The 20434-nt window shown below is 56.3% G+C and carries 14 protein-coding genes and 1 tRNA gene; 5 read left to right on the forward strand and 10 right to left on the reverse strand.

The genetic code is table 11. The features are described from left to right. Positions 1-70: 70 nt before the first annotated feature. Together CEE69_RS16230 and ligA are read left to right on the forward strand one after the other, a co-directional pair. Positions 71-328: a hypothetical protein gene (locus CEE69_RS16230; protein ID WP_099261797.1), complete on the forward strand. Its 258-nt coding sequence runs from the start codon at positions 71-73 to the stop codon at positions 326-328. Between the two features lie 245 nt (positions 329-573). Continuing rightward, positions 574-2676 (forward strand): NAD-dependent DNA ligase LigA, encoded by a 2103-nt coding sequence (gene ligA, locus CEE69_RS16235; RefSeq protein WP_390179979.1) that lies wholly within the window; start codon positions 574-576, stop codon positions 2674-2676. Here the strand turns inward: ligA and CEE69_RS16240 are convergent, their stop codons facing one another. The 7 genes from CEE69_RS16240 to CEE69_RS16275 all read right to left on the reverse strand — a co-directional run bounded on the left by CEE69_RS16240 (position 2677) and on the right by CEE69_RS16275 (position 13670). Then, complete coding sequence (locus CEE69_RS16240; RefSeq protein ID WP_099261680.1) at positions 2677-4560, reverse strand: hypothetical protein; 1884 nt, start codon at positions 4558-4560, stop codon at positions 2677-2679. Further along, complete coding sequence (locus tag CEE69_RS16245) at positions 4542-6923, reverse strand: ABC transporter substrate-binding protein (protein WP_099261681.1); 2382 nt, start codon at positions 6921-6923, stop codon at positions 4542-4544. Before CEE69_RS16245 ends, CEE69_RS16240 begins: the two co-directional genes overlap by 19 nt. A 3-nt stretch (positions 6924-6926) precedes the next feature. Then, positions 6927-10313 carry an outer membrane protein assembly factor BamB family protein gene (locus CEE69_RS16250; RefSeq protein WP_099261682.1) on the reverse strand — a complete coding sequence of 1129 codons (3387 nt, stop codon included), beginning with the start codon at positions 10311-10313 and terminating at the stop codon, positions 6927-6929. Positions 10314-10424: 111 nt separating this feature from the next. Then, on the reverse strand, positions 10425-11162 hold the full coding sequence (locus tag CEE69_RS16255) for an ExbD/TolR family protein (protein WP_099261683.1): 738 nt from the start codon (positions 11160-11162) through the stop codon (positions 10425-10427). Between the two features lie 70 nt (positions 11163-11232). Continuing rightward, positions 11233-11718: an ExbD/TolR family protein gene (locus tag CEE69_RS16260; protein WP_099261684.1), complete on the reverse strand. Its 486-nt coding sequence runs from the start codon at positions 11716-11718 to the stop codon at positions 11233-11235. After that, positions 11718-12425: a MotA/TolQ/ExbB proton channel family protein gene (locus CEE69_RS16265; protein WP_099261685.1), complete on the reverse strand. Its 708-nt coding sequence runs from the start codon at positions 12423-12425 to the stop codon at positions 11718-11720. The genes CEE69_RS16260 and CEE69_RS16265 overlap by 1 nt, the downstream gene beginning before the upstream one ends. A 246-nt stretch (positions 12426-12671) precedes the next feature. After that, positions 12672-13670 carry a hypothetical protein gene (locus tag CEE69_RS16275; RefSeq protein WP_099261687.1) on the reverse strand — a complete coding sequence of 333 codons (999 nt, stop codon included), beginning with the start codon at positions 13668-13670 and terminating at the stop codon, positions 12672-12674. A gap of 173 nt (positions 13671-13843) precedes the next feature. On the opposite strand from CEE69_RS16275, the gene CEE69_RS16280 reads away from it, so the two are divergent. Next, positions 13844-13916, forward strand: a tRNA-Phe gene (locus CEE69_RS16280). A 123-nt stretch (positions 13917-14039) separates the two neighbouring features. On the opposite strand, the gene CEE69_RS16285 is transcribed toward CEE69_RS16280, so the two are convergent. Beyond that, the gene (locus tag CEE69_RS16285; protein ID WP_099261688.1) at positions 14040-15731 is read right to left on the reverse strand and encodes an alanine/glycine:cation symporter family protein; all 1692 of its coding nucleotides are present in this window, start codon (positions 15729-15731) and stop codon (positions 14040-14042) included. A 153-nt stretch (positions 15732-15884) separates the two neighbouring features. Here CEE69_RS16285 and CEE69_RS16290 point away from each other — a divergent pair, with 153 nt between their 5' ends. Then, positions 15885-17174 carry a nucleotide pyrophosphatase/phosphodiesterase family protein gene (locus CEE69_RS16290; RefSeq protein WP_099261689.1) on the forward strand — a complete coding sequence of 430 codons (1290 nt, stop codon included), beginning with the start codon at positions 15885-15887 and terminating at the stop codon, positions 17172-17174. 188 nt (positions 17175-17362) lie between these two features. Here the strand turns inward: CEE69_RS16290 and CEE69_RS16295 are convergent, their stop codons facing one another. Together CEE69_RS16295 and dusB are read right to left on the reverse strand one after the other, a co-directional pair. Beyond that, positions 17363-17755 carry a four helix bundle protein gene (locus CEE69_RS16295; RefSeq protein ID WP_233215291.1) on the reverse strand — a complete coding sequence of 131 codons (393 nt, stop codon included), beginning with the start codon at positions 17753-17755 and terminating at the stop codon, positions 17363-17365. Positions 17756-17876: 121 nt separating this feature from the next. Next, positions 17877-18974: a tRNA dihydrouridine synthase DusB gene (dusB, locus tag CEE69_RS16300; RefSeq protein ID WP_099261690.1), complete on the reverse strand. Its 1098-nt coding sequence runs from the start codon at positions 18972-18974 to the stop codon at positions 17877-17879. A 77-nt stretch (positions 18975-19051) separates the two neighbouring features. Here dusB and CEE69_RS16305 point away from each other — a divergent pair, with 77 nt between their 5' ends. Next, complete coding sequence (locus CEE69_RS16305; protein WP_233215292.1) at positions 19052-20425, forward strand: glycosyltransferase family 4 protein; 1374 nt, start codon at positions 19052-19054, stop codon at positions 20423-20425. Positions 20426-20434: the final 9 nt, after the last annotated feature.

Genomic DNA, 20434 nt, shown 5'->3' on the forward strand with positions numbered 1-20434 from the left:
GGGTTAAAATCGAATGGCGGACCACCAAACTTGTCGGGATCCGCCCACCCACTTTCTCAGGATGAATTCGATGTTCGCAAAGCTCACTCAATCGCTGCTTGCTCTTTCCTTGGTTGCTGTCTTGGCTGGATGTGAGAAGGGCTCCGAATCCGCCGCCGGAATCGCTGACCAAGCCAAAGCAGGCGTGGACTCCGCCGCTGGTGCTGCGAAAGACGCGACGACAGACGTGGTTCCTGAAGCTGCCAAAGAAACCGTTGACGGTGCCATCGACCAAGGTGGCGAGAAAGCCAAAGAAGGCATCGACGCAGCAGCTGGCACTGCTGAGTGATCAAATGGACTCGGCCTGAGTCCGATTGATTCACGTTCCATCACGGAGCCAAACTGCCGGCGACCTCGAATCGCCGGAGTTGGGCTCCGTTTTTTTGTGCGCGTGTATCACTGATACCGGTGGATTGCGGGACTGATGCTCAAACTAGCAAGGGGTCTGGAATCAGCGGGTCGCAAACGGACAATGGATGCCGATCTCGGTCCGCCGAGACCTTTGGTGACTCTCTCTTGCCCCAGGATCGTTTCGTGGCCTCCGATTCCATTGCCAGCCGCGTGCAACAACTTGTCGATGAAATCAATCACCACAATCGTCTCTACTACGACGATGCGGCTCCTGAAATCACCGACCTGCAATACGATCAATTGCTGGCCGAGCTGACGCAGCTCGAAGAAGAAAACCCGGAACTTCGCCAACCCAATTCACCGACGCAACTGGTCGGCGGCGACGTCGTCGATCAACTGGTTCAGATTCCCCACCGCGTCCCCATGTTGTCGATTGACAACACGTACAGCCGCGAAGAGTTGGCGGCGGCGATGGAGCGAATCGAAAAATCGCTCGAAGGCGAATCAGTTGCCTGGACGATGGAATACAAAATCGACGGCGTCGCGGGATCGATTCGCTACGAAAACGGCGAACTGACGCTGGCACTCACGCGAGGCAACGGGCAGGTCGGCGACGACATCACGCACAACGTCCGCACCATTCGCGAATTGCCTCGATCGATCGCGGACGCTGCGAAAGCCCATCCTGAAATTGCCGGTGGCAACGTTCCCGAGGTCCTCGAAGTTCGCGGCGAACTCTACATGACCGACGCGGATCTCGCGGATCTCAATGTCCGTCAAACCGAAGCGGGCCACGAACCGTTCAAGAACACACGCAACGTCACGGCGGGAACGATCCGCCTACTCGATCCCAAGATCGCTGCCTCGCGAAACATTCGCTTCTTTTGCCACGGCAGCGGTGAACTGATCGGAGTCCAAGCGACCGATCACATGACGTTCCTCAAGCATGTCGAAACATTGGGCATTCCCATTGCACCGGATGTCGTTCGCTTTGACAACAAAGAGGACGCCCTGCAAGCGATCGCGAAACTTGAGACGGAGATGCCCGACCTGCCGTTTGAGATCGATGGCATCGTGTTCAAAGTCGACTCGTTCGAGCAACGCGAAAAACTGGGTGTGCGCAGCAAGAGCCCGCGATGGGTGATCGCTTACAAATTCGAGCGATACGAAGCGATCACGACTCTCGAGGCCATCGATGTGCAAGTTGGCAAGACCGGCACGATCACGCCGGTCGCTTACTTGAAGCCGGTCGACATCGCGGACACCACCGTTTCGCGAGCCTCGCTTCACAACGCCGACGAGATCGAACGATTGGACGTTCGCGTTGGTGACACCGTGGTCGTCGAGAAAGCCGGCAAGATCATTCCAAAGGTTGTGCGAGTCGAGAAGCACGCTCGCACCAAACCGCTTCCCAAATTTGAATTCCCAACCCAGTGTCCCCAGTGCGACGAACCACTGACACGTGACGAAGGTGGCGTCTACATCCGCTGCACCAACCCGGCATGCCCCGCCCAACTTCGCCAGCGCCTGGTGTACTTCGGCAGTCGTACAGGCATGGACATCGATGGCTTGGGCGAAGAGGTCGTCGACCTGCTGCTGCAAAAAGAACTGGTCGAAAACTACGCCGACCTGTACCGATTGAATGTCGATGAACTGGCTGAGTTGACTTGGCCCCGACTGAGAAAGGGCAAAGGCGACGAGATGATCGAAGTTCAATTCGGTCGCAAGAACGCCGAAAACCTGGTCGCAGGAATCAACGAGAGCCGCACTCGCGGATTGGCTCGCGTGTTGTCGTCAATCAGCATCCGCCACATCGGACCACGCGTCGCAAAACTGATCGCAGCAAAGTACTGGAACCTCGATCTGCTGCGTTCCGCGAAAGCGGAGGACCTGGCCGCGATTCATGAAATTGGCGACCGGATCGCCGAGAGCCTGGTCAAATTCATCCACAGTGAATCAGGTTCGCAAACTCTGGCAGACTTGGATGCGGTGGGCGTCACCATGTCGGGCCCCGAGCCGGTGGAGTCACCCGACGAAGAAGAGAACCTGCCGCTCGCTGGCAAAAACATCGTCGCGACGGGAACACTGCAGCATTACACCCGCGATGAAATCAAAGCTCGCATCGAAGAGCTGGGTGGCCGAGCGGCGGGCAGTGTGAGCAAAAAGACGGACTTCCTGATCGCGGGTGAGAAAGCGGGCAGCAAACTCACCAAAGCAGAATCACTGGGTGTCGAAGTCCTCAGCGAAGAGGATTTTCGTTCGCGGTACGAAACCGAAACAACTTGATCACGCTTCTTCAGGTTCCTTTGGTGGCAACTTGCCACCATTTTCTTTTGCCTGAATCATGGCTTCTTCCAAGTCGCGCACCAATTTTGGGTTGATGTGCTTGGTCAGCATTTCACGCGTCACGCTAAACATTTCATCGACTTTGCGTTGCTGATTGGCGTTCTTACCGATCGCTTCGATGAACTCGGACTGACGCTTGCCCATGTCATTGGCAAGGCGTTCATTGGTCGGCTGGTTTCGCAAAACTTCCAACAGCTCTTCGGCTGATTCCAGGTCGCCTCGTTCCAGCCGCATCATGATTCGAGCTTTGAACAATTCGCGAATCGCCAACAGGTCGATGATCGAATTTTGAACGCCGCGAATGTACGACTCCGCTTGCAAACGCATGTCGTCACCACCAAGATCCGCAACCGTCTTTTCATGATGTCCGGGCACCATCGGCAAACGAGCCAAAACCGCTCCACCGTTTTTGACATACAGCAAACGCAGAGGCTGTTCGTCGGACGCCTCAACATCCAAGCGACCGTTCCAATCGGTGCGTCCGATGAAGGTCATGCTTTTGCCTTCGAGTTCCTTCTCGTAAATCTCGTAGCCAATCAGAGGCTGATTCGGATCTCCCTTGGCGTGCAGTCGCAACAGAGTCTCATTTCTCCGTGGTCGAATGCGCAGTCCTACTCGGTGCGTTCTCGCATTCTTGCGCCCCTGCAATCCGCCCGCGCGACCGGCGTGAAAATCCATCTTCACACGCCGACCATCCAATTCTTTGGCGAGCAAGTAAGCCCAATCGAGTGGTCCAATCGCAATTGGGTTGCCGTTCCGATCATCTTTGCGAACCATCGGCACCAACACATCGCCTACGTTGACGAGTGCGGGTGAGTTTTTGTCAGTCACCAAACCGGATGCTCGCACCAATCCCACCGCGTTGCTCTTCCCGGCGTCATCGATCCGAGCAACGGGAGCAAAGACATCTCGCAAAGTTGAGCCAACCACTTCGGGCAACAGATTGAAACTGGACACGGTGGCATTGGAAGTGTCACCGAAATACCGCATCAAAGTATCGAACTCAACGCTCTCAACTTTCATTGGCGTGCTCCCCGTCCGAATGCGAACGATGAAAATCTTGTCGTAAGCTTCGGCAGCATCGATGACCTGACCGGTGATCGGCGGCACAACGATTTTTGCCGCCGGCTCGGTCAGGGTTTCCGCCATTCCTCGCGAAACCAAGATGGCTTCCGTTTCTTCTCTCGCCCAAGCTTCTTTCAATGAGACGGCATCGCCTTCGACTGGATGCAAGATCCCCAACCACGCATTTTTGGGTGACCCTGAATCGCCAATCAACCGCGAACGAACCTCTTCCATGCGTCCCGGCGTGGCCAGAATGCTGGAGGCGTAACGACCGACATCTCCCGCGAATCGGATTCGAACGGCATCGTTGTGCGATTTTTTCACCGCGATCACCGGATCGGTGGCGGCCAATGTGTCGAAGTCGACTTCCGACAAAACTCGCATCGCCATCGAGGCAACGGATGTGGGTGCGTCTTCGATCGTCGTTCGCCACACCGCATGGAAATCACGATCGAGGACCTTCTGCAAATCATCTCGCAACGTGTCGGCAGATACTCGCGGTGAATCCGATGCGACCCAGATCAAGGTTCGATACGGAGCGAAATCAAATGGTGGCGGCTCATCGGGCTCGACTTCCGCTTCGGGATCGACCTCTGCATTTGAATTTGCTTCGACAGCAGCGTCGGAGTTGGGTTCTTGAGCCAGTGTTGGTGTTAGCGTGCTCAACGTCACGCACGCCGCGATCAAACCAGTCACGAAACGTGACATAGAGCGTGCATCAGAAAACAGTGTTTCGGTACTCATTTGCTCAACCGCCATTTTTCAGCGTTCTGATACAGCGACACGATGTCAGATCCCACGCCCAGCAACTCTCGGCTGTAAGCATAGGAATCGACCAATTGCCACAATGGCAACACCGGCAATTCGTGGTGCGCGATCGCGTGCAAATCCAACAACCGATCACGAGCGTCCCGCCAGTTCTTGGATTCTTCCAATCGTCGCAGTCCCAATCCGACCAATTGATCGGTGCTGCCAGCCATGCCTTCGGGACCGAGCACGCGGCGAGCGTCGATGATCGGTTCCCAAACGGCCGCCGAAACATATGCGATGTCGGCGGTTCCGGGATCCGGGAACGCACGACCAACTGGAAGCTCCACCAATTCGATTTCCAACCCTAACAATTGCCACTGACTGCGGATGGCTTCGCAAGCGATCCGGGAAAGGTTCTCGGGCGGGTAGGCGAGCCGGATCGGTTTCAACTCAGGTGGCTTTTCTTTCTTGCGAGACGCTTCCGATTCCATCTGCTTCATCGTCATCGTCATCAAGAGCTTCGCCAGACGAGGCTCGTAATTGCGTGGTGCAATCGATTGGTCGTAGGCGTACCCGAGCGGGTCGTTGTCCTCGAGACCAGCCGGGAAAGGCCCGGACAGCACGCGGCATCCAGGAACCTCCAAGCTCTCCAACAGCTCACCATTCAGAATGTCTTCCCGGTTTGTGCCGTACACCAACGCGCGCCGGAACGTCTTGTCGGCGAGGTACTCATGTTCGCTACACGGAACCAACATGTGCACGCTGGGCAACGGATAATTGACCACGCGAACTTTTCGGTTGCGGGACAATCGAACCGCGTCGGCTGGGAACAATTGATCCAGCACATCGACTTCGCCTTGCAAAAGTTTGCTAACTCCATCGGCAGCCGATTCCGTTCGAATCTCGACAATCTCCCGAGGCTGCAGTTCGGTACGAGGTTCACCCTTCAGGACATAGCGAACGACATCGCCCTCGACGACGTCACGGCGATAGTCACCGGTCGGCGAACCGGGTTCGCCACCGAACCAGGAACCATCGACGGTGACCTGAATCAATGCCGACGGAAGAACATTGGGACGACGCAAAATGCAATCGATCCGCTTGGGACCGTCCAGCCCGATGGCCTGGATCGCCGCGGCCCACGGTGAAAAGTAAGTCGGCGATTGTGCTTTGACTCGATCTGCTAAGACATCAGCCAAGTAAAAGCCGTCGACCTGATTGAGCGGTTCTGGCAAACGTTCGGGCTCCAGAAACATCGAGAACCGTTGGCGGTCGGGGCTCTGTTCCGTGTCCCCGAAGATGAACTCGTACTCGCCGCCCTCGGGGCCTGCTCCCTGCATCTCAAACAACACGCGGTACAGCAAACGTCCGGCACGACGAGCCGCCCAGTTGTCCAGGCGAGTTGGGTCGAGCACCGTTGCCGTTTGCAAAACGCCAACGTTCACCAGCGGATAGATCTGGTCGATTTTGCGAACCAACTCCGTGCCGCCTTCGATCTCTGGCTTAAGAAAAATGCTTTCGCGAGAAAACTTGCGTGCATCGCGAAAGTTCTTGGCTTCCAATGCCGCCAATGCTTGATCGCGTTTGTCCTCGGCCATCGAAAGAAAGCGAGCATTCCACTTCGTGATGGACGACAGACTCAGACCGCTGTATTCCTTTTCCAACCGCGCGAGCAGTTGCTGTCCCAACTCCAACTTTCCGTCGTTGACGAGCTGCTCCATCAGCTTATCCGTCAACGCGCCGATTGCGGTCAAAACTGTTTTGGTTTCGTACTCGGGTGCATAGCGACGCAGTTCTTCCAGCATCGCCAGCGAAGCACCGAACTCGCCACTTTTTGCGCGTCGTCCAGCATCCCGCCACAGGAACTCCGTCCGAAGCTTTCTTAAACCGGGGCGTGCGGGATAGTCACGAATGAGAACCGACAGAAACGGGTAAGCACCGACGAAGTCACCGGCCTTGATTCGTTCGGCTGTTTCCCTCTCAAGACGTTTTTCCCAGAAATCGATGTTCTCAATGTCGGTCCATTTCGCAACAAATTCTTGTTGCTCGACACCGACAATGCTGAACTTCAATGAGCCACTGGGCGCGGCTGGGATCTCACGCCGGGGCAGATCCAACAATCGAGTCTTCACCCAACCGCCGCCGGACTTCCCGGTGAAGTAGATCAGGTCGTGTGGTTCTTCCTGCAGCAATTCCAAACCGGGTGCTTCCGGACGACCGGAATCGGCGTAGTTCAGGAGCTGAGCGTGCGCACTGGACGTGCCCACAACCAACAGAACAAGGACCAGAAGATAGTTCTGAACGATGCGTTGAAAGCAGCGAGTTCGTCGAGAATGCAACACGTTGGAATTCATCAAGGACTGAAATTGCATGGATCAGGCGTCACCGGGAATGTTCGTGATGTAAACGACACCTTCCGTGCCCGGGACCAGCAACTTGTCGCCAACTGGCAACGGGCCGGCCGACAAAGGTTGGCCCAATTGAGTTGTGCCAACCACATCGCCCGAGGCGGGATCGACCGCAGTCAGCCAGCCGTCTTTGCCGGTGAGAACCCAGCGGCCACCAATGGAAACGACGTCATCAACCAACCGTCCCGCCTCTGGCATTTGTGTCTGGAAGAGCGGTTCACCCGAGGCACTGAAGCCTCGCAACATTTGGTCATCGGTGATCACCAAAGCGATCTCACCGGTGGCGTCCGACTGCGCCGCAACGGGCCCCCAAACCACACGTCCGTCCAAGACCTTCTTGAACGTTTGCTCGAGCCCCGTTTGGTCGTGGCCGACCAAGTAGTCCGAGGCCGGACCGCTCACGCCGCCAAGCAAGCTCGACTCAACGCCAGCAACCTTGCCGAGGAATGGCGACTCCAAATCAACGCTCGACAATTCTCGAATTTGGTCGCCGACCCGCAATCGATAAAGCTTCTTTCGACTGTCGGCGATCAAGACTTGGTCCGGGTCCGCGGCGCTCTTGATCGGGTTGGTCCATTCAACCGTCGCAGTGGGGTCGCTGGCCGGTTGGAACGGGGCCCCCTTCACGCGACCGGTTTGCCAATCCATCAACACGGCACGTCCCGTATCGAGTGGCAAGAACAACCCGCCACCGCTGAACGTTGCCACGCCGGTTGGCTTCGGCCCCGTCAATTGGAACGTGACCTTACGAAGCTTCTCACTTCGACGAGTCGGGTCGTAGATCAACGCTTCGCCCTTCTCGGCTTGGTTTAACAGAATGCGTCGGACCTCATCGACCGCAATCGGATTCTGGAAACTCATCGAGATCCCACTGGCACCAGGATTCTCAATCGGCCCCTGCGTCGATCCTGTCGCGAGCGATTCAGAAGTCAACTCGAACAGGGCACCTTGGCTGGTGACCGCATGAAAACCGCTTTCTGGCGCGGGAGTGATCATCGCGATTGGTGTGCCCACATCAGTTTGCCACAGCATGTTCCCCGTCTTGGGTTCGGCCGCCGTCACACGAATCGCAGAGGTGCCTTTCAACACTCGAGCGTGAACCAAAACATCGTCCAGTGACAATGGTTGGCCAATGAAGGTGTCGCCTTCGTTCTTGCCCCAATCGTAAACAACTCGCCCCGTATTGATTTGCAATTCATAGCGACCAATTCGCGTTCCCGTGATCCACATTTGACTGCGTCCAACCGCCATGCGAGTCAACGTGGGCGTGTCGTATGCAGCAACCTGTTGGGCGATCAATGAGACCTGATCCTTTTCCGATGTTGGCTCGATGTCATACACAGCGACTTGGCCGCGATCGGTCAACACAATCAATCGACGGTTCTGAACGATCGGTGGAACGACCACGTTGCCGTCCAGCCGGAATGGATCTTGAGCAATCGAAATGTTCTCGCCGTTCTCGTCGACTTTCAAAACGTGAACTTGAGCGTAATCGCTGCCCGCGTTCTCGATCACAAACACGTGCCCCAACAAGGACACAGGAGCGACCGCAATCGTTCCTTCGTCGTGTTCGAGATACAAGCTTTCAATGCACTTCCCGTCGCGTGCGTTGAGCACGTACAGGTTGCTGTGACTGCCAGGGATGTAGATTCGGTTCAGCGTGTCGTCCAGTCCCGCGGGGGTCGACAATTCTTGCGACAGATCCGTCGACCATTTCACATCGCCGGAATCCGAGTCCATCGAGACCAAAGTCCCCGAGTCCATGGTCACCAAGATGGAATCACGGCCCGAAACAGGTTCGACAAATGGCTCGCCAATTTTTGCACGCCACTCGACGACTCCGTCTTCACCGCGGCAGCGACGAATCTCATCGTTGGCCATGTCCGATAGCAGGACCGCCGTCCCGTCATCCAACCGCAATGGCGTGTAATCTTCGCCTTGGCCCGTGTAATCACGCCACAGCAATCGACCGTCGTCGACCGCAAATGCCAGCACCGATCCACCGGCACGCAGGAAGAAGACCTCGTCCTCGGCTCCGACAACCGGATCACCCTGGCGTGTCGTCAGAACAATCGATCGCAGTGCGGCATCCTTGGCCGGTTCTGTACTGACCTTGGGAGTTTTCGCCGATGGTTTGACCAACGTTTGCTGAATGTCGCTGGCCTCTTCGATCAACGAAACCAAACGCGGGTCCTTGGCAAGTTCAGGAAAATCACGCAGCAACGAATCTCGTTGGTCGTAAGCTTCCTTGGTGTTCTTTTCTTCGAGCGCGGTCTGCATCGCCGCTTCGGTTTCATCCAGCCGAACGTTGCGATCGATTTCGCGTTTGACGCGGTTGCGAGCTTCCGAGAGTTGCAACAACCGTCCGGACAAAGTCGTCTTCATCGATGACAACATGTAGTTCGGATCGTCGATCAACGTTTGCTGCTCGTCGAGTTTCTCGAGCAAACGTCGCTTCTCTTCTGTTTCTTTCGCGAACTCGGCTTCTTTCGCGATGTTCTCTGCAACATCAACCAGGAACCCAGCCAAGTTACCTCGCTCATCATTCATGGCTTCTTCGTTGATGATGGTCGGCAACTTCTCCTTTGCCATTTCCAAACCAGCCACCGGATCGGTCATCTGCTCCGCACGGAACAACTCGCACATGATGATTCGCGTTCGAGCCAGTGAAGAGTACTGACTGCTTTCACCGAATTGATCGAGGTAAGCGATGTAGGCGTCTTGAGCCGGTTGGTAGCTTTGGCTGTCGTATTGCTTGTTGGCGAGTGTGATGAACTCGTCCGCGTTGCCTTTGGAAAGCACAAACCAAAGCACGCCTCCGGAAAGAATCAAGAATACGATGATTCCCAAATAGCCGTAAATTTTGAACGAGTCCCAAGTCGATTTGGTCTCGGGCTTCTTCACGCGAGCGGATGGGCGCCCGCGAGATGGAGCACCACCCGCACCGCTCATCACTTCCGCTTCCGCAACCACTTCGACGGGCTCCGCCACAATCGCTTCGACTTCGACCGGATTGTCGCCGAATGGGTCGTCGTCTTCGATCACGGCTTCGGCAACGTCATCATCATCGATCAGTTGCGCCGTCAGATCTTCTTCGCCATCGACGACTTCCGCAGCTTCGGAGTCATACGTTTCACTGCGTAGTTCGCCGATCAGCTTGGTCGCTTGGAATCGAGTCAGCTGTCCATTGTCGACCAAAAGCTTGGCCACCGCTTCAGGAGTCACCCGTGAACCACCTTGTGACATTTGTTCCCGCAACGCCTCGATGATCTCTTGGTCCAAGAGACCCCGCCGTTCCAGTTGGTCAATCAGTTCGTTTGCAAGCATGTTGATGAATGTGAAACCGCCGACCAGCGAGCCGGTGGGTTCTGTTGGTGGATAGAAAAGACAAGAGGCAAAGAGTCACAGATGCCGACGCGGGGAAATCGTCAGCGTGCGACGGTGGGGAGGTGCGTCAAGAAAGGATCAATCAAAACCGTCAACTTCAGTGACCTGCAGAGCTGCGAAGCCAGCAATGGTGCCAGCGTCCATGCCATCGACCAGGAACTGCAGCTTGGCATTTTCATGAATCTTGATGTTCAGCTGCATGCCATCGCGGTTGTCACCGACGGCCTCTTTCAGGGCGCTGATCAAGTTCTGCTTGCCAGGGGTTTCTTTTTCCCATTCTGCTGCCAGAACCAGAAAGCCACCATTTTCGTCGATTTCCAATTCGACAGGATCCTTTTCGTCGGTTGGATCTGGATCTGGATTGGAACTGGGCAACTCCGATTGCTGACGAGGCATTTGAATGGATTTCTGCAGCGAGAAACTCGCCGTGACCATGAAGAAGATCAGCAACAAAAACGTCACGTCGACCATCGGTGTCATGTCGAGTTCGCCGTCGTCACGTTTCTTTCGTGGCGGCAGGGCATCATCATCGTCGTCCAAATTGAACGCGGCAGGTTCCACGCCTTCGGAAACGGCCGCGAGGCCATCACGCATCGCGGCGTGAGCTGGGCTGCCAACCCCGGCCAACTCGGGCTCCGCACTCATCACCGGTTCGACGACGGGTTCCGCTGCGATGGCCTCCACCTCAACAGCTTCAACCTCAACCGGTTCCGCTTCGATTGGCTCGGCATCGACAACAGCAGGAGCTTCCGGAATTGTGATCGGTGAATCGCAACCTGGACATCGAATCTTCCGTCCGCCCAAGCGTTCATTCACTCGGCGTGACTCACCACAGGAAGGGCACTCAAATTGGATGGACATAATCGTCACTCAAAACGGATGCGGATTACTGTTCTTTGACGGCGATGTAAGTGAATTCCAGATCTTGAAATGCATCACCGATGATCTTCTGAACCCTGGTGACCTCGGACACCTTCACCTCCGCGTCCCCGAGCAACATCACTTGGTTCTTATTCGTCCCGATGGATTTCTCCAATTCACCGGTGACGTATTCAATGATCTCGCCGGTCGCGGTCTCTTCGTCTTTGCTGAATTCACTGCGGTCGTAACGACGCAAAATGGCGGGTGAATCACCACCAGCAGGCTCGATAAAAATCACCGCCGAGTCCTTCGCCGAAATCGCCAAACCGTTCGTGGCTTCTGGAATCTTCCCGGTCTGCGTCGGATCCATTTTGGAAGCAACGACAAAGAAGATGAGCAACAGGAAGGTGATGTCGATCATCGGCGTGATGTCCATCTCTTCCTCGGGACGCTTTTTCCGAGGCAGAGCTGGTTCGTCATCATCATCGTCGTCAATGAATCCCTGGCTCATCATCGCACTCCAGCAGCAACGGCTTCCGCGTTGGCAGTGGCACCATTCTTGGTCGCCGCACCTTGCGACTTAGCCAGGCCAACCTTGAACGCCTCGAAGAATCGCTGAAGACCGGAACCCAACAAGTCTTCCATTTTCGCGATTCGAATCATCACGGTGGCAACCAACAACATCAACGGAATCGCGATCGCCAAACCACTGGCCGTCGTCACCAGTGCAACTTGAATGTCACCCGCGAGCGCCGACGGTTCGACTTGTTCGGCGGTTGCGAGCGTCTTAAACGCTCCCATCATCCCGAATACCGTCCCGAACAGCCCGATCATGGGAGCACTCTTGATGACCGTGCTGACCCAACTGAGTCGGTATTCGAGGTCGCTCATCACGTCACGCTGGAAGCGGTCCATCATGATTTGCTTGGCACGTTTGAAACCTTCGTCGCGATTGACAACGGCCATGTCGATCATTTGCGGGATCGCCCGAACGTCGCCATCGCAGTATTCGTGAACGCCCTCGTAGTCACCCGCTCGCAACATTTGTTCGACGTCGTCCATGAACGCGTCTTGTTGTTCTTCCGTCTTGAATCGTTTTTGACCGACGCGGGTCCACACGATCACGATCTGATACAGCCCCCAAAGCGCAACGGCAGCAAGAGCCAGGTACGTTGAGTTGGAGATGATTTCGTACAGCGAAGTTTCAGCGAGCAACAACGTTTTGTCCTAAGTACTTTCAGAGTGATACGATTGTTTGGTTGGATTCGGTTGGGCGTCTCGCTGAGGAGACAAATTTGGGTTCGATGCCAGCCCGCTTTGCGTCGCGTTCTGAACTTTGTTGAGTGAGGTTTCACCCTGACTCGTGATGGTCTCGCGACCGGACCCGAGCGAAGAATGATACCTTTGGGCCGAGACGACCAAGTCGCCCAGCACCATTGTGGTCACGAGTTTCGAAATTTCACGTCATTTGCCTTTGCGATACCGCTGTTCGACGACTTCGAATTCGTATCCGCTTCCGCTGGCGGTACTCTGGAAGATCGTTTTCGCAATCGAAACGACGCTTGGATGGCCTTTTTCCTTGGCGTATGCAAGTTCGATGTGGGCCAGTTCGTTTTCGAGTTGCTCGGGGATGAACTTCAACATTTGTCGGCCGGTGACATTGATTCCCGCCTGAGTCAGCAACGTTCGGTCGAATTGCATCAGGGGGCTGGGAGTCGTCCACATGAAGTACAACCGTTTCTCGGACTCGCTGTCATTGACGTGCCGCGACTTCGGCCGAGCGGCTAGATCACTCGCGTAATCCACGCCTTGAACGGTCCCGCCGATGGCACCGAGTTCGATCTTGTAGTAATCCAGTTGGCTGGCGTACGGCTTGATTCCTTTGGCCGAGAAATTCAATTGCCAACGTTCGAATCGAGGAATGATGTCTTCGCCTTCCCCCTCGGGACCAGGTGGACGGCTGTCACCTTTCCCCGAACCCGCAGTGCTGGCAGTGGCACTGGTGTTCATCGTGTCCAACGCACCGGCGACACTGCTGACCGCGTCCGTCACGGCTTCGATGGTGTCCTGCAGAGTAGGCTCCATCAGCTCTTCGACTTCCTCCGCTCCGGGCGGCTCAAAGTCACGCTCGAAACCTTCGGCGTTGTCGGCACGACCCGCCGCGTTTTCTTCAATTGGCGGGAATGATTTGACTCTTTCTGGCATTCGCATCGTCAGCCAGACGATGAACAGCATCAGAACAAAGGCGCCGATGAACAGAATCAGCGACATGAACAGCGAAGTCACAATGTCGAACTTGCTGGTCCGCAGACGCTCCCGTTCTTCCAAACGCTGCTTCTGAATCTCCGACATACCATCCGTGCCGGCGGAACTCGCCCCTTGCGACGCACCGTCATTGCTCGTGAGATTAGATTTTTCGTCGATCTGTGGTTCGTCGATCACGTTCTGATCGGATGAAGCCATGTATCAGTCCTTGAGCAAGGAGCGACCAATTCGTTGGCCAGGAAAAGTGTTTTGAAGAGGCCGATTGACGACGACACCCATCATAGCGTACTTTCCTACCGTGTCGCCGACGAACTTGCTCTTTTGAAGCAAGCAAAAGGCAACATTTCAGGGGTAATACGCCTCTAAATCTCGGTTAGATAGCTCAGTTGGTAGAGCACGGCCCTGAAAAGGCCGGTGTCGGCGGTTCGAGCCCGCCTCTAACCACTCTTTCTTCTCTGCCTTTCGTCGCTGGCAGCGTCCAGACGACAAAGAGCCTCGGATCGGCAATCACCGATCGCAACCAGCCGCCGAAATCAATCGGCGACATGTGGTTGCCAACCGATCTGGCTACTTCCTGCCGATGGCTTCCAAGTAGGCGTTCAGCTCTTGCCGAACCTTCGGGAACAGCAAAAACAGCCCGATCATGTTCGGAAAGACCATCGCGAAAATCATCGCGTCTGAGAAATCGATGACGGAACCGAGCGAAACCGCTGCTCCGACCACGACGACCAAGCAGAACAACAATTTGTAGGACAAGTCAGCAGCAACGCTGCGTCCGAACAGATACTTCCACGACTGCAGGCCGTAGTACGACCAAGAGATCATCGTTGAGAACGCGAACAGAATGATCGCGATCGTCAGCAAGTAGCGGAAACCAGGCAGCACGCTGTCAAACGCCGCGGAGGTCAAATCCACGCCGCCCAAACGAGCTCCGTCGATCAGGACCGTGCTGGACTCGACTTGTCCCCACTCGAACGAGCCGTCCGCGTTGAAAAGTACGATCACAATCGCTGTCATCGTGCAGATCACAACGGTGTCAATGAACGGTTCCAACAAAGCCACGATGCCTTCCGAAGCTGGAAAACGCGTTTTCACGGCCGAGTGAGCAATGGCGGCCGCCCCCGCCCCCGCTTCGTTCGAGAACGCAGCCCGACGGAAACCTTGAACCATCACGCCCAGCAAACCACCAAAGCCAGCCTCCAACGAAAACGCGCCGGAGATGACTTGGCCGATCGCCCATGGCACGCTTTGGATGTGCATCAAGATGATTCCAAGTGCAGCGATCACGTACATCAACGCCATCAACGGCACGACCTTCTCAGTGACTTTCGCGATTCGCTTGATGCCGCCGATGATCACGATCGCGACCAAGACCGCCATCACCAAACCGATGATCGTTCCCGATGACCCCGTGTCGGGCAGACCGAGCAATGATTTGATCTGCTGAGCGGCCTGGTTCGACTGAAACGCGTTGCCTCCGCCAAACGATCCGCCCACGCAGAAGATGGCGAACAGAACGCCCATCACTTTTCCAAGTGGTTCCAGCCCCAGCTCGGTGAGCCCTTTCTTCAAGTAGTACATCGGCCCGCCGTGGACCACGCCATTGGCATCCACGTCGCGGTATTTCACACCCAAGGTGCATTCGACAAATTTAGTCGACATGCCGAGCAATCCGCAGACAACCATCCAAAACGTTGCACCAGGACCGCCGGTGGCAACGGCGACGGCTACCCCCGCAATATTCCCCAGACCAACCGTTCCCGAAACCGCGGTCGCGAGAGCCTGGAAGTGCGAGACCTCGCCTTCACCCTCATCTCGAATGGTGTCAACCAAGTCACCATCGACCTCCATGACCTCGACTCCCTTCGGGATGTCTTGGCCTTGTTTTTCGATCTCGTCGAACTTCCCGCTGACCACTTCAATCGCCAAGGGAAACAAACGTAGGTTGATAAACCCAAATGCGATCGTGAAGAACAACGCTCCGCCAACGAGCAGAATCAATACCAACGGCAATGGACCGACGCCCGGCAATTCCACGCTGTAGAAAACGACGGCTCCCCACTTTTCAGCGATTGGCCGGAACCACTCATCGATCTGCTGGTCCAGCCCGACCTCCGCTTCAGCGACCGTCTCCTCCGCAACCTCCACCGAGGCCACTTCTTCTTGCGCGAATGCAACCGCTCCCCCCGTCCCGAAAAGGACAACAACCAAGGCGGCGATTCTTAGCAAGCTGAAACGAGCGAGCTTTGACAACAACATGAAGACTCCTGTACGAAGGATTGATTCGAACCAAAATGATGGGGAGATGGGCCATAGGATAGTGAATCCATCGCAAACGCGTCGGGGGTTTGTCACCAGCGATGTGCTGAGAAACGCTCGAAAGCGGCTGAACTCGCAAAAAAGTAGCCTTACGTGACAAAACTCTGCATTCTGAACATCGTCGGCCTGACCCAAAAATTGCTTCGGCATGCCCCGAACCTCGCCGCGATGGGAAATCACCGCCCCTGGACCAGCCCCGTTCCGGCGGTGACTTGCACCAGCCAAGCGACCATGCTGACCGGTTTGGCCCCGCGAGACCACGGCGTCGTCGGCAACGGATGGCTGTACCGCGACACGCAGGAAATCCGGTTTTGGCAGCAAGCCCGCACGCTGGTCGAAGGCGACGTTTTCTACGACCGCTACAAAACCGCCAAGATGTTTTGGTGGTTCAACCAATCCACCACGGCCAAGTACGGTGCTACCCCCAAACCTCACTACGGATGCGACGGCAGCAAAGTCTTTGACATCCTGGATTGGTCTGGATGCAACCTCACCGACAGACTCGGCCCTTTTCCATTCTTCGGTTTCTGGGGCCCAGCCGCCGGCATCGCTTCAAGTGAGTGGATCGCCAAAGCAACAGCGATCGTCATGCGAGAGAAACAACCGCAACTGACGCTGTGCTATCTGCCTCACCTGGATTACGACTTCCAGCGATTGCCCGACCACGATCCCGCCCGAGTCGCGGAGGTCGATGCGGCGGCGGCAAAGGTCATCGAGGCCGCAGGTGAAATCGGAGCTCAAGTTGTTGTCGTCAGCGAGTACGGCTTGGTTCCCGTCGACACGCCCGTCGGCATCAACCAAGTCCTCCGTCGCAACGAGTGGCTGAAAGTCCGACGCGGTCCTTTCGGCGAAATCATGCTGCCGGGCGAAAGCGATGCCTTCGCGGTTTCCGATCACCAACTGGCTCACGTCTACGTCCGCCGCCCCGAGCTGATCCCCACCGTTCGCAAAACGCTCGAAGAAACGCCGGGCGTCGCGTCGGTCGTCTCACCCGGCGACCTGCAACTGGATCACCCACGAAGCGGTGAACTGATCGCTTTGGCAAAACCCAACGCTTGGTTCACCTATTACTACTGGCTCGACGACGCAAACGCCCCGGACTTTGCACGGACCGTCGACATCCATCGAAAACCCGGCTACGACCCGTGCGAACTGTTCATGACCAGCAAGCTTCGCGCGGCCGGGAGACTGGCCCAAAAGAAAGCCGGCCTCCGCTACAAAATGGACGTGATCCCGCTGGATCCAACACTGGTCCGCGGCAGCCACGGCGTCCTCCCGGCACACCACAGCGATGGCCCACTGGTCATCGGCCCCGGCGAGCCCCCTGAAAACATGCAAGACTTTCCAAGCTACGTCGAGCAGCTCCTAGCTCCTAGCTCCTAGCTCCTAGCTCCTAGCTCTCGTGCTCGTGCTCGTGCTCGTGCTCGTGCTCGTGCTCGTGCTCGTGCTCGTGCTCGTGCTCGTGCTCGTGCTCGTGCTCGTGCTCGTTTTTCGATGGCGAGTTACGAGCACCGGTCTGCGACCTGAGCATGAGCACGATTGGGGCGTAACTCATTGCAAACGAAACGGGATCAAATGTCGTTGTCCGCGCCATCTTCAGACACTTCGCCGAACTTCATCGCCATTCGGGTAAGCATCGCGACGACACGAACGAGTGAAAGCTTGAGTTCCTTGCTACGAATGGATGTCATGCCACCGGTTGCGACCAAAACATCCTGGATTGCTGAACACTCCAGCGCCGAACCGCGGGCAATGTCAAGAAACCGAGCTCGATCCCGCAAGCTTCGCTTTCCGTTTCCTTCCGCAATGTTCAACGGAATGGACTGGGCCGCCCGCAACCACTGATCGCGAGCATGACGATGCAGCCCGCTCAGTGAATCAGAGACCAAGAAAGCCGAAGAAACATACTCAACTGCCACCCGGTAGACATCCAGTCGCTCGTGATCGAATTGTGGTTCCCCCATCGAAGTGCCTCGCCTTTCCAGAAAGAATCAGAACAAATCGACCGACGTTCGCCTTTTCGATGACGAGTACGAGCACCGGTCTGCGACCTGAGCACGAGCACGGCTGGGGCTTAACAGTCTGCTAGGAACCCGCGGCACTCGAAACACTCTCGGCTTCCTGCTTCTCGTCTCGCGGGTCGTGCAGCGGGAAATACTCTTCCACGACCGAGTGAAACTCTTCCGGCGTCGAAACCTTGGCCACATGAGTCCGAAAGTAACGGGCGCCGTGTTTTCCTTGGGCGTAACAACACGCGTATTTGCGCATCAGCACGGTTCCTTTTTCGTCGCCAAAGCGATCCACGACCAATTGGTAATGCTTGAGCATCACATCGCGTTGCTCGGGTAGCGTCGGTTCGGGCGGAATCGGCTCACCACGCAACGCCGCGGCAGCTTGCGAAAACAACCAAGGCCGGCCAAGACACGCGCGAGCGATCATGACCGCATCAACGTCGTACTGATCGAACGCTGCCACGACTTTCTCGGCGCTGTCCAGATCGCCGTTCCCGATCAGCGGAATGTTGCGCAGGTGCGATTTGATTTCGCTGATCCGTTCCCAGTCCGCGTTGCCGCGAAACATGTCCGCCGCCGTTCGCCCATGAACGGTAAGAGCCGCCGCGCCAGCTTCCTCGACGACATGTGCAATCTCGTTGCAATTGATGTTTTCGCGACTGCATCCCAAGCGGATTTTCGCTGTCACCGGCGTCGGAGCACACACTTCCACCAATCGGGAAATAATCGCGTGCATCCGATTGGGTTCTCGCAGCAGGTAGCTTCCACTGTGAGCCTTCTCGGTGACTTGCCGAACGGGGCACCCAAAGTTGATATCCACCACGCTGACGCGGTATTCCTCGGCCAATCGTCGCCCGACCTTGGCCATGGTCTCGGGATCATTGTCCCAAATTTGAACCGCCAGCGGCCGGGGTTCATCCGCCACCCCCCACAATCGATCGGGGTGTTCGGCTTCATTTTCGTCCAGCCAAACGAATCCACGAGCGTTGACCATTTCGGTCGCCAGCAGCCCCGCACCGCCGAATTGACGTACAATGTGTCGAAACGCAGCGTTGGTGAACCCAGCCATGGGCGCCTGCAAAATCGGCGGGTCAATGACCAAATCACCAATCCGAAGCGGCGGCACGGTTCGCTTGGGGGCGGAATCTGGCGTGGCGTCTTTCTCAATCATTCGACGGTCGATTTTCGCGGCGGTTTGTTTTCAACTCAGTTTATCGTCGCTAGGCAAAATTGGCGAATCGCCCGTTTATGAATTCAAAGCCTCTTCGCGTCGGCCTGGTTGCCTGGCACGCTCTGCCAGCCATCGTCCCACCTGCTGCGCCCACACAAACCGCTTTCGATCCCGCTAGCGATTCGGGCTCAAAACAGCCCACCTCGATACGATTTGGCGAGACCTTCGGCGGTCTCGAAACCGCGATGTGGACATTGGCACGTCACCTCGCCAACCAAACCGATATCCAGCCAATTTGCTTCCTCGAAACCGACAGCCCTCAAAACGGCTCAACTCCCTGGCCCAAGGAAATCGAAGGCGTCAAGCTCGACATCAGTGTCAATCGTTTCCGAGCGATTCGCCACGCGGTGGGAGAATGCATCGACACCGAATCCAAACGCTTTCGGCGTTTCTCGCCTCACTTGCTTTGGCAACTGCCACTTCTGGCGGTGACACGGCCCTTTCGATCCCGCGATCCCATTGATAAAGAACCAGATCCTCGCTTGATTGGAAAATCAATCGACGCCTGGATCTCATTTGGCGTCAGCTCTTCCAGCTCACGCGTGGTTGCGACAGGAGCAACGGAGCAAACCCCAAGTTTCGTCTGCGTTCGCTCCAACGCAGGGCTGGAAGACGGCCTGGCAACCGAAGTGGAATACCGGAACGAATGCGGTGAATCATCGTCTGCACGACGATTTGCTTTGCTGCAATCGGACCATGTTGTCTGTCAAAGCCAATGGCAACTCGATCGACTGAAGCAAGCCTTTGATCGAGACGGTCTGCTCGCACGCAATCCAATCCTTCGCGAAGAATGGCAGCCACCGTTTCCGACACCTGCCCCCGCCTCCTTCACTCAGCCATTCGACATTCTTTGGATCGGTCGGTACGACGATTTCCACAAACGCCCGCTCATCATGCTGGAAGCGGCCAGAAAGCTACCGCACCTATCATTCAAGATGATCGCCAACCCGTTTGATTCAGAGATCGAAGCGCGTGTTCGCCGCGAAGCTCCCGAGAACGTTGAGCTGATCGACCGCGTCCGCTTCGCCGAGATGCCCGCTGTGTTCGCAGCGGCAAAGCTGTTCGTGTCGACCGGAAGCCGAGAGCACGAGGGATTCCCCAATGTCTTGCTGCAAGCGGCAGCTTCTCACACACCGATCGTTTCGCTGTCGGACCACGACAATTTTCTATCGCGATCGGGGGCCGGATTGGGGTGCGACGAGTCAGTCGACAAGCTGACACGAAACATCCAAGCACAGCTTCGACACGATGCAATTCAGTGGGCTCAAGTGGATGAATACCTGGACCAGTATCACAACGCAGATCAGATAGCATCCGAATTCGCAAACTGGGTGCGTCACGCGGTCGCAAACGAACCCATCTCACCGACGAATCCCGAGGAAGAACACTGAAGGCGTTCC

Origin of the sequence: Rhodopirellula bahusiensis (assembly GCF_002727185.1) — a bacterium.
Lineage (GTDB): Bacteria > Planctomycetota > Planctomycetia > Pirellulales > Pirellulaceae > Rhodopirellula > Rhodopirellula bahusiensis.

What these genes read in the sequence shown, in the direction of transcription:
- CEE69_RS16240 (WP_099261680.1), bottom strand. Translation starts at nt 4,560, where the DNA reads ATGGCGGTTGAGCAAATGAGTACCGAAACACTGTTTTCTGATGCACGC.
- CEE69_RS16260 (WP_099261684.1), bottom strand. Translation starts at nt 11,718, where the DNA reads ATGAGCCAGGGATTCATTGACGACGATGATGATGACGAACCAGCTCTG.
- CEE69_RS16295 (WP_233215291.1), bottom strand. Translation starts at nt 17,755, where the DNA reads ATGGGGGAACCACAATTCGATCACGAGCGACTGGATGTCTACCGGGTG.
- CEE69_RS16275 (WP_099261687.1), bottom strand. Translation starts at nt 13,670, where the DNA reads ATGGCTTCATCCGATCAGAACGTGATCGACGAACCACAGATCGACGAA.
- CEE69_RS16230 (WP_099261797.1), top strand. Translation starts at nt 71, where the DNA reads ATGTTCGCAAAGCTCACTCAATCGCTGCTTGCTCTTTCCTTGGTTGCT.
- CEE69_RS16245 (WP_099261681.1), bottom strand. Translation starts at nt 6,923, where the DNA reads ATGCAATTTCAGTCCTTGATGAATTCCAACGTGTTGCATTCTCGACGA.
- CEE69_RS16285 (WP_099261688.1), bottom strand. Translation starts at nt 15,731, where the DNA reads ATGTTGTTGTCAAAGCTCGCTCGTTTCAGCTTGCTAAGAATCGCCGCC.
- dusB (WP_099261690.1), bottom strand. Translation starts at nt 18,974, where the DNA reads ATGATTGAGAAAGACGCCACGCCAGATTCCGCCCCCAAGCGAACCGTG.
- CEE69_RS16305 (WP_233215292.1), top strand. Translation starts at nt 19,052, where the DNA reads ATGAATTCAAAGCCTCTTCGCGTCGGCCTGGTTGCCTGGCACGCTCTG.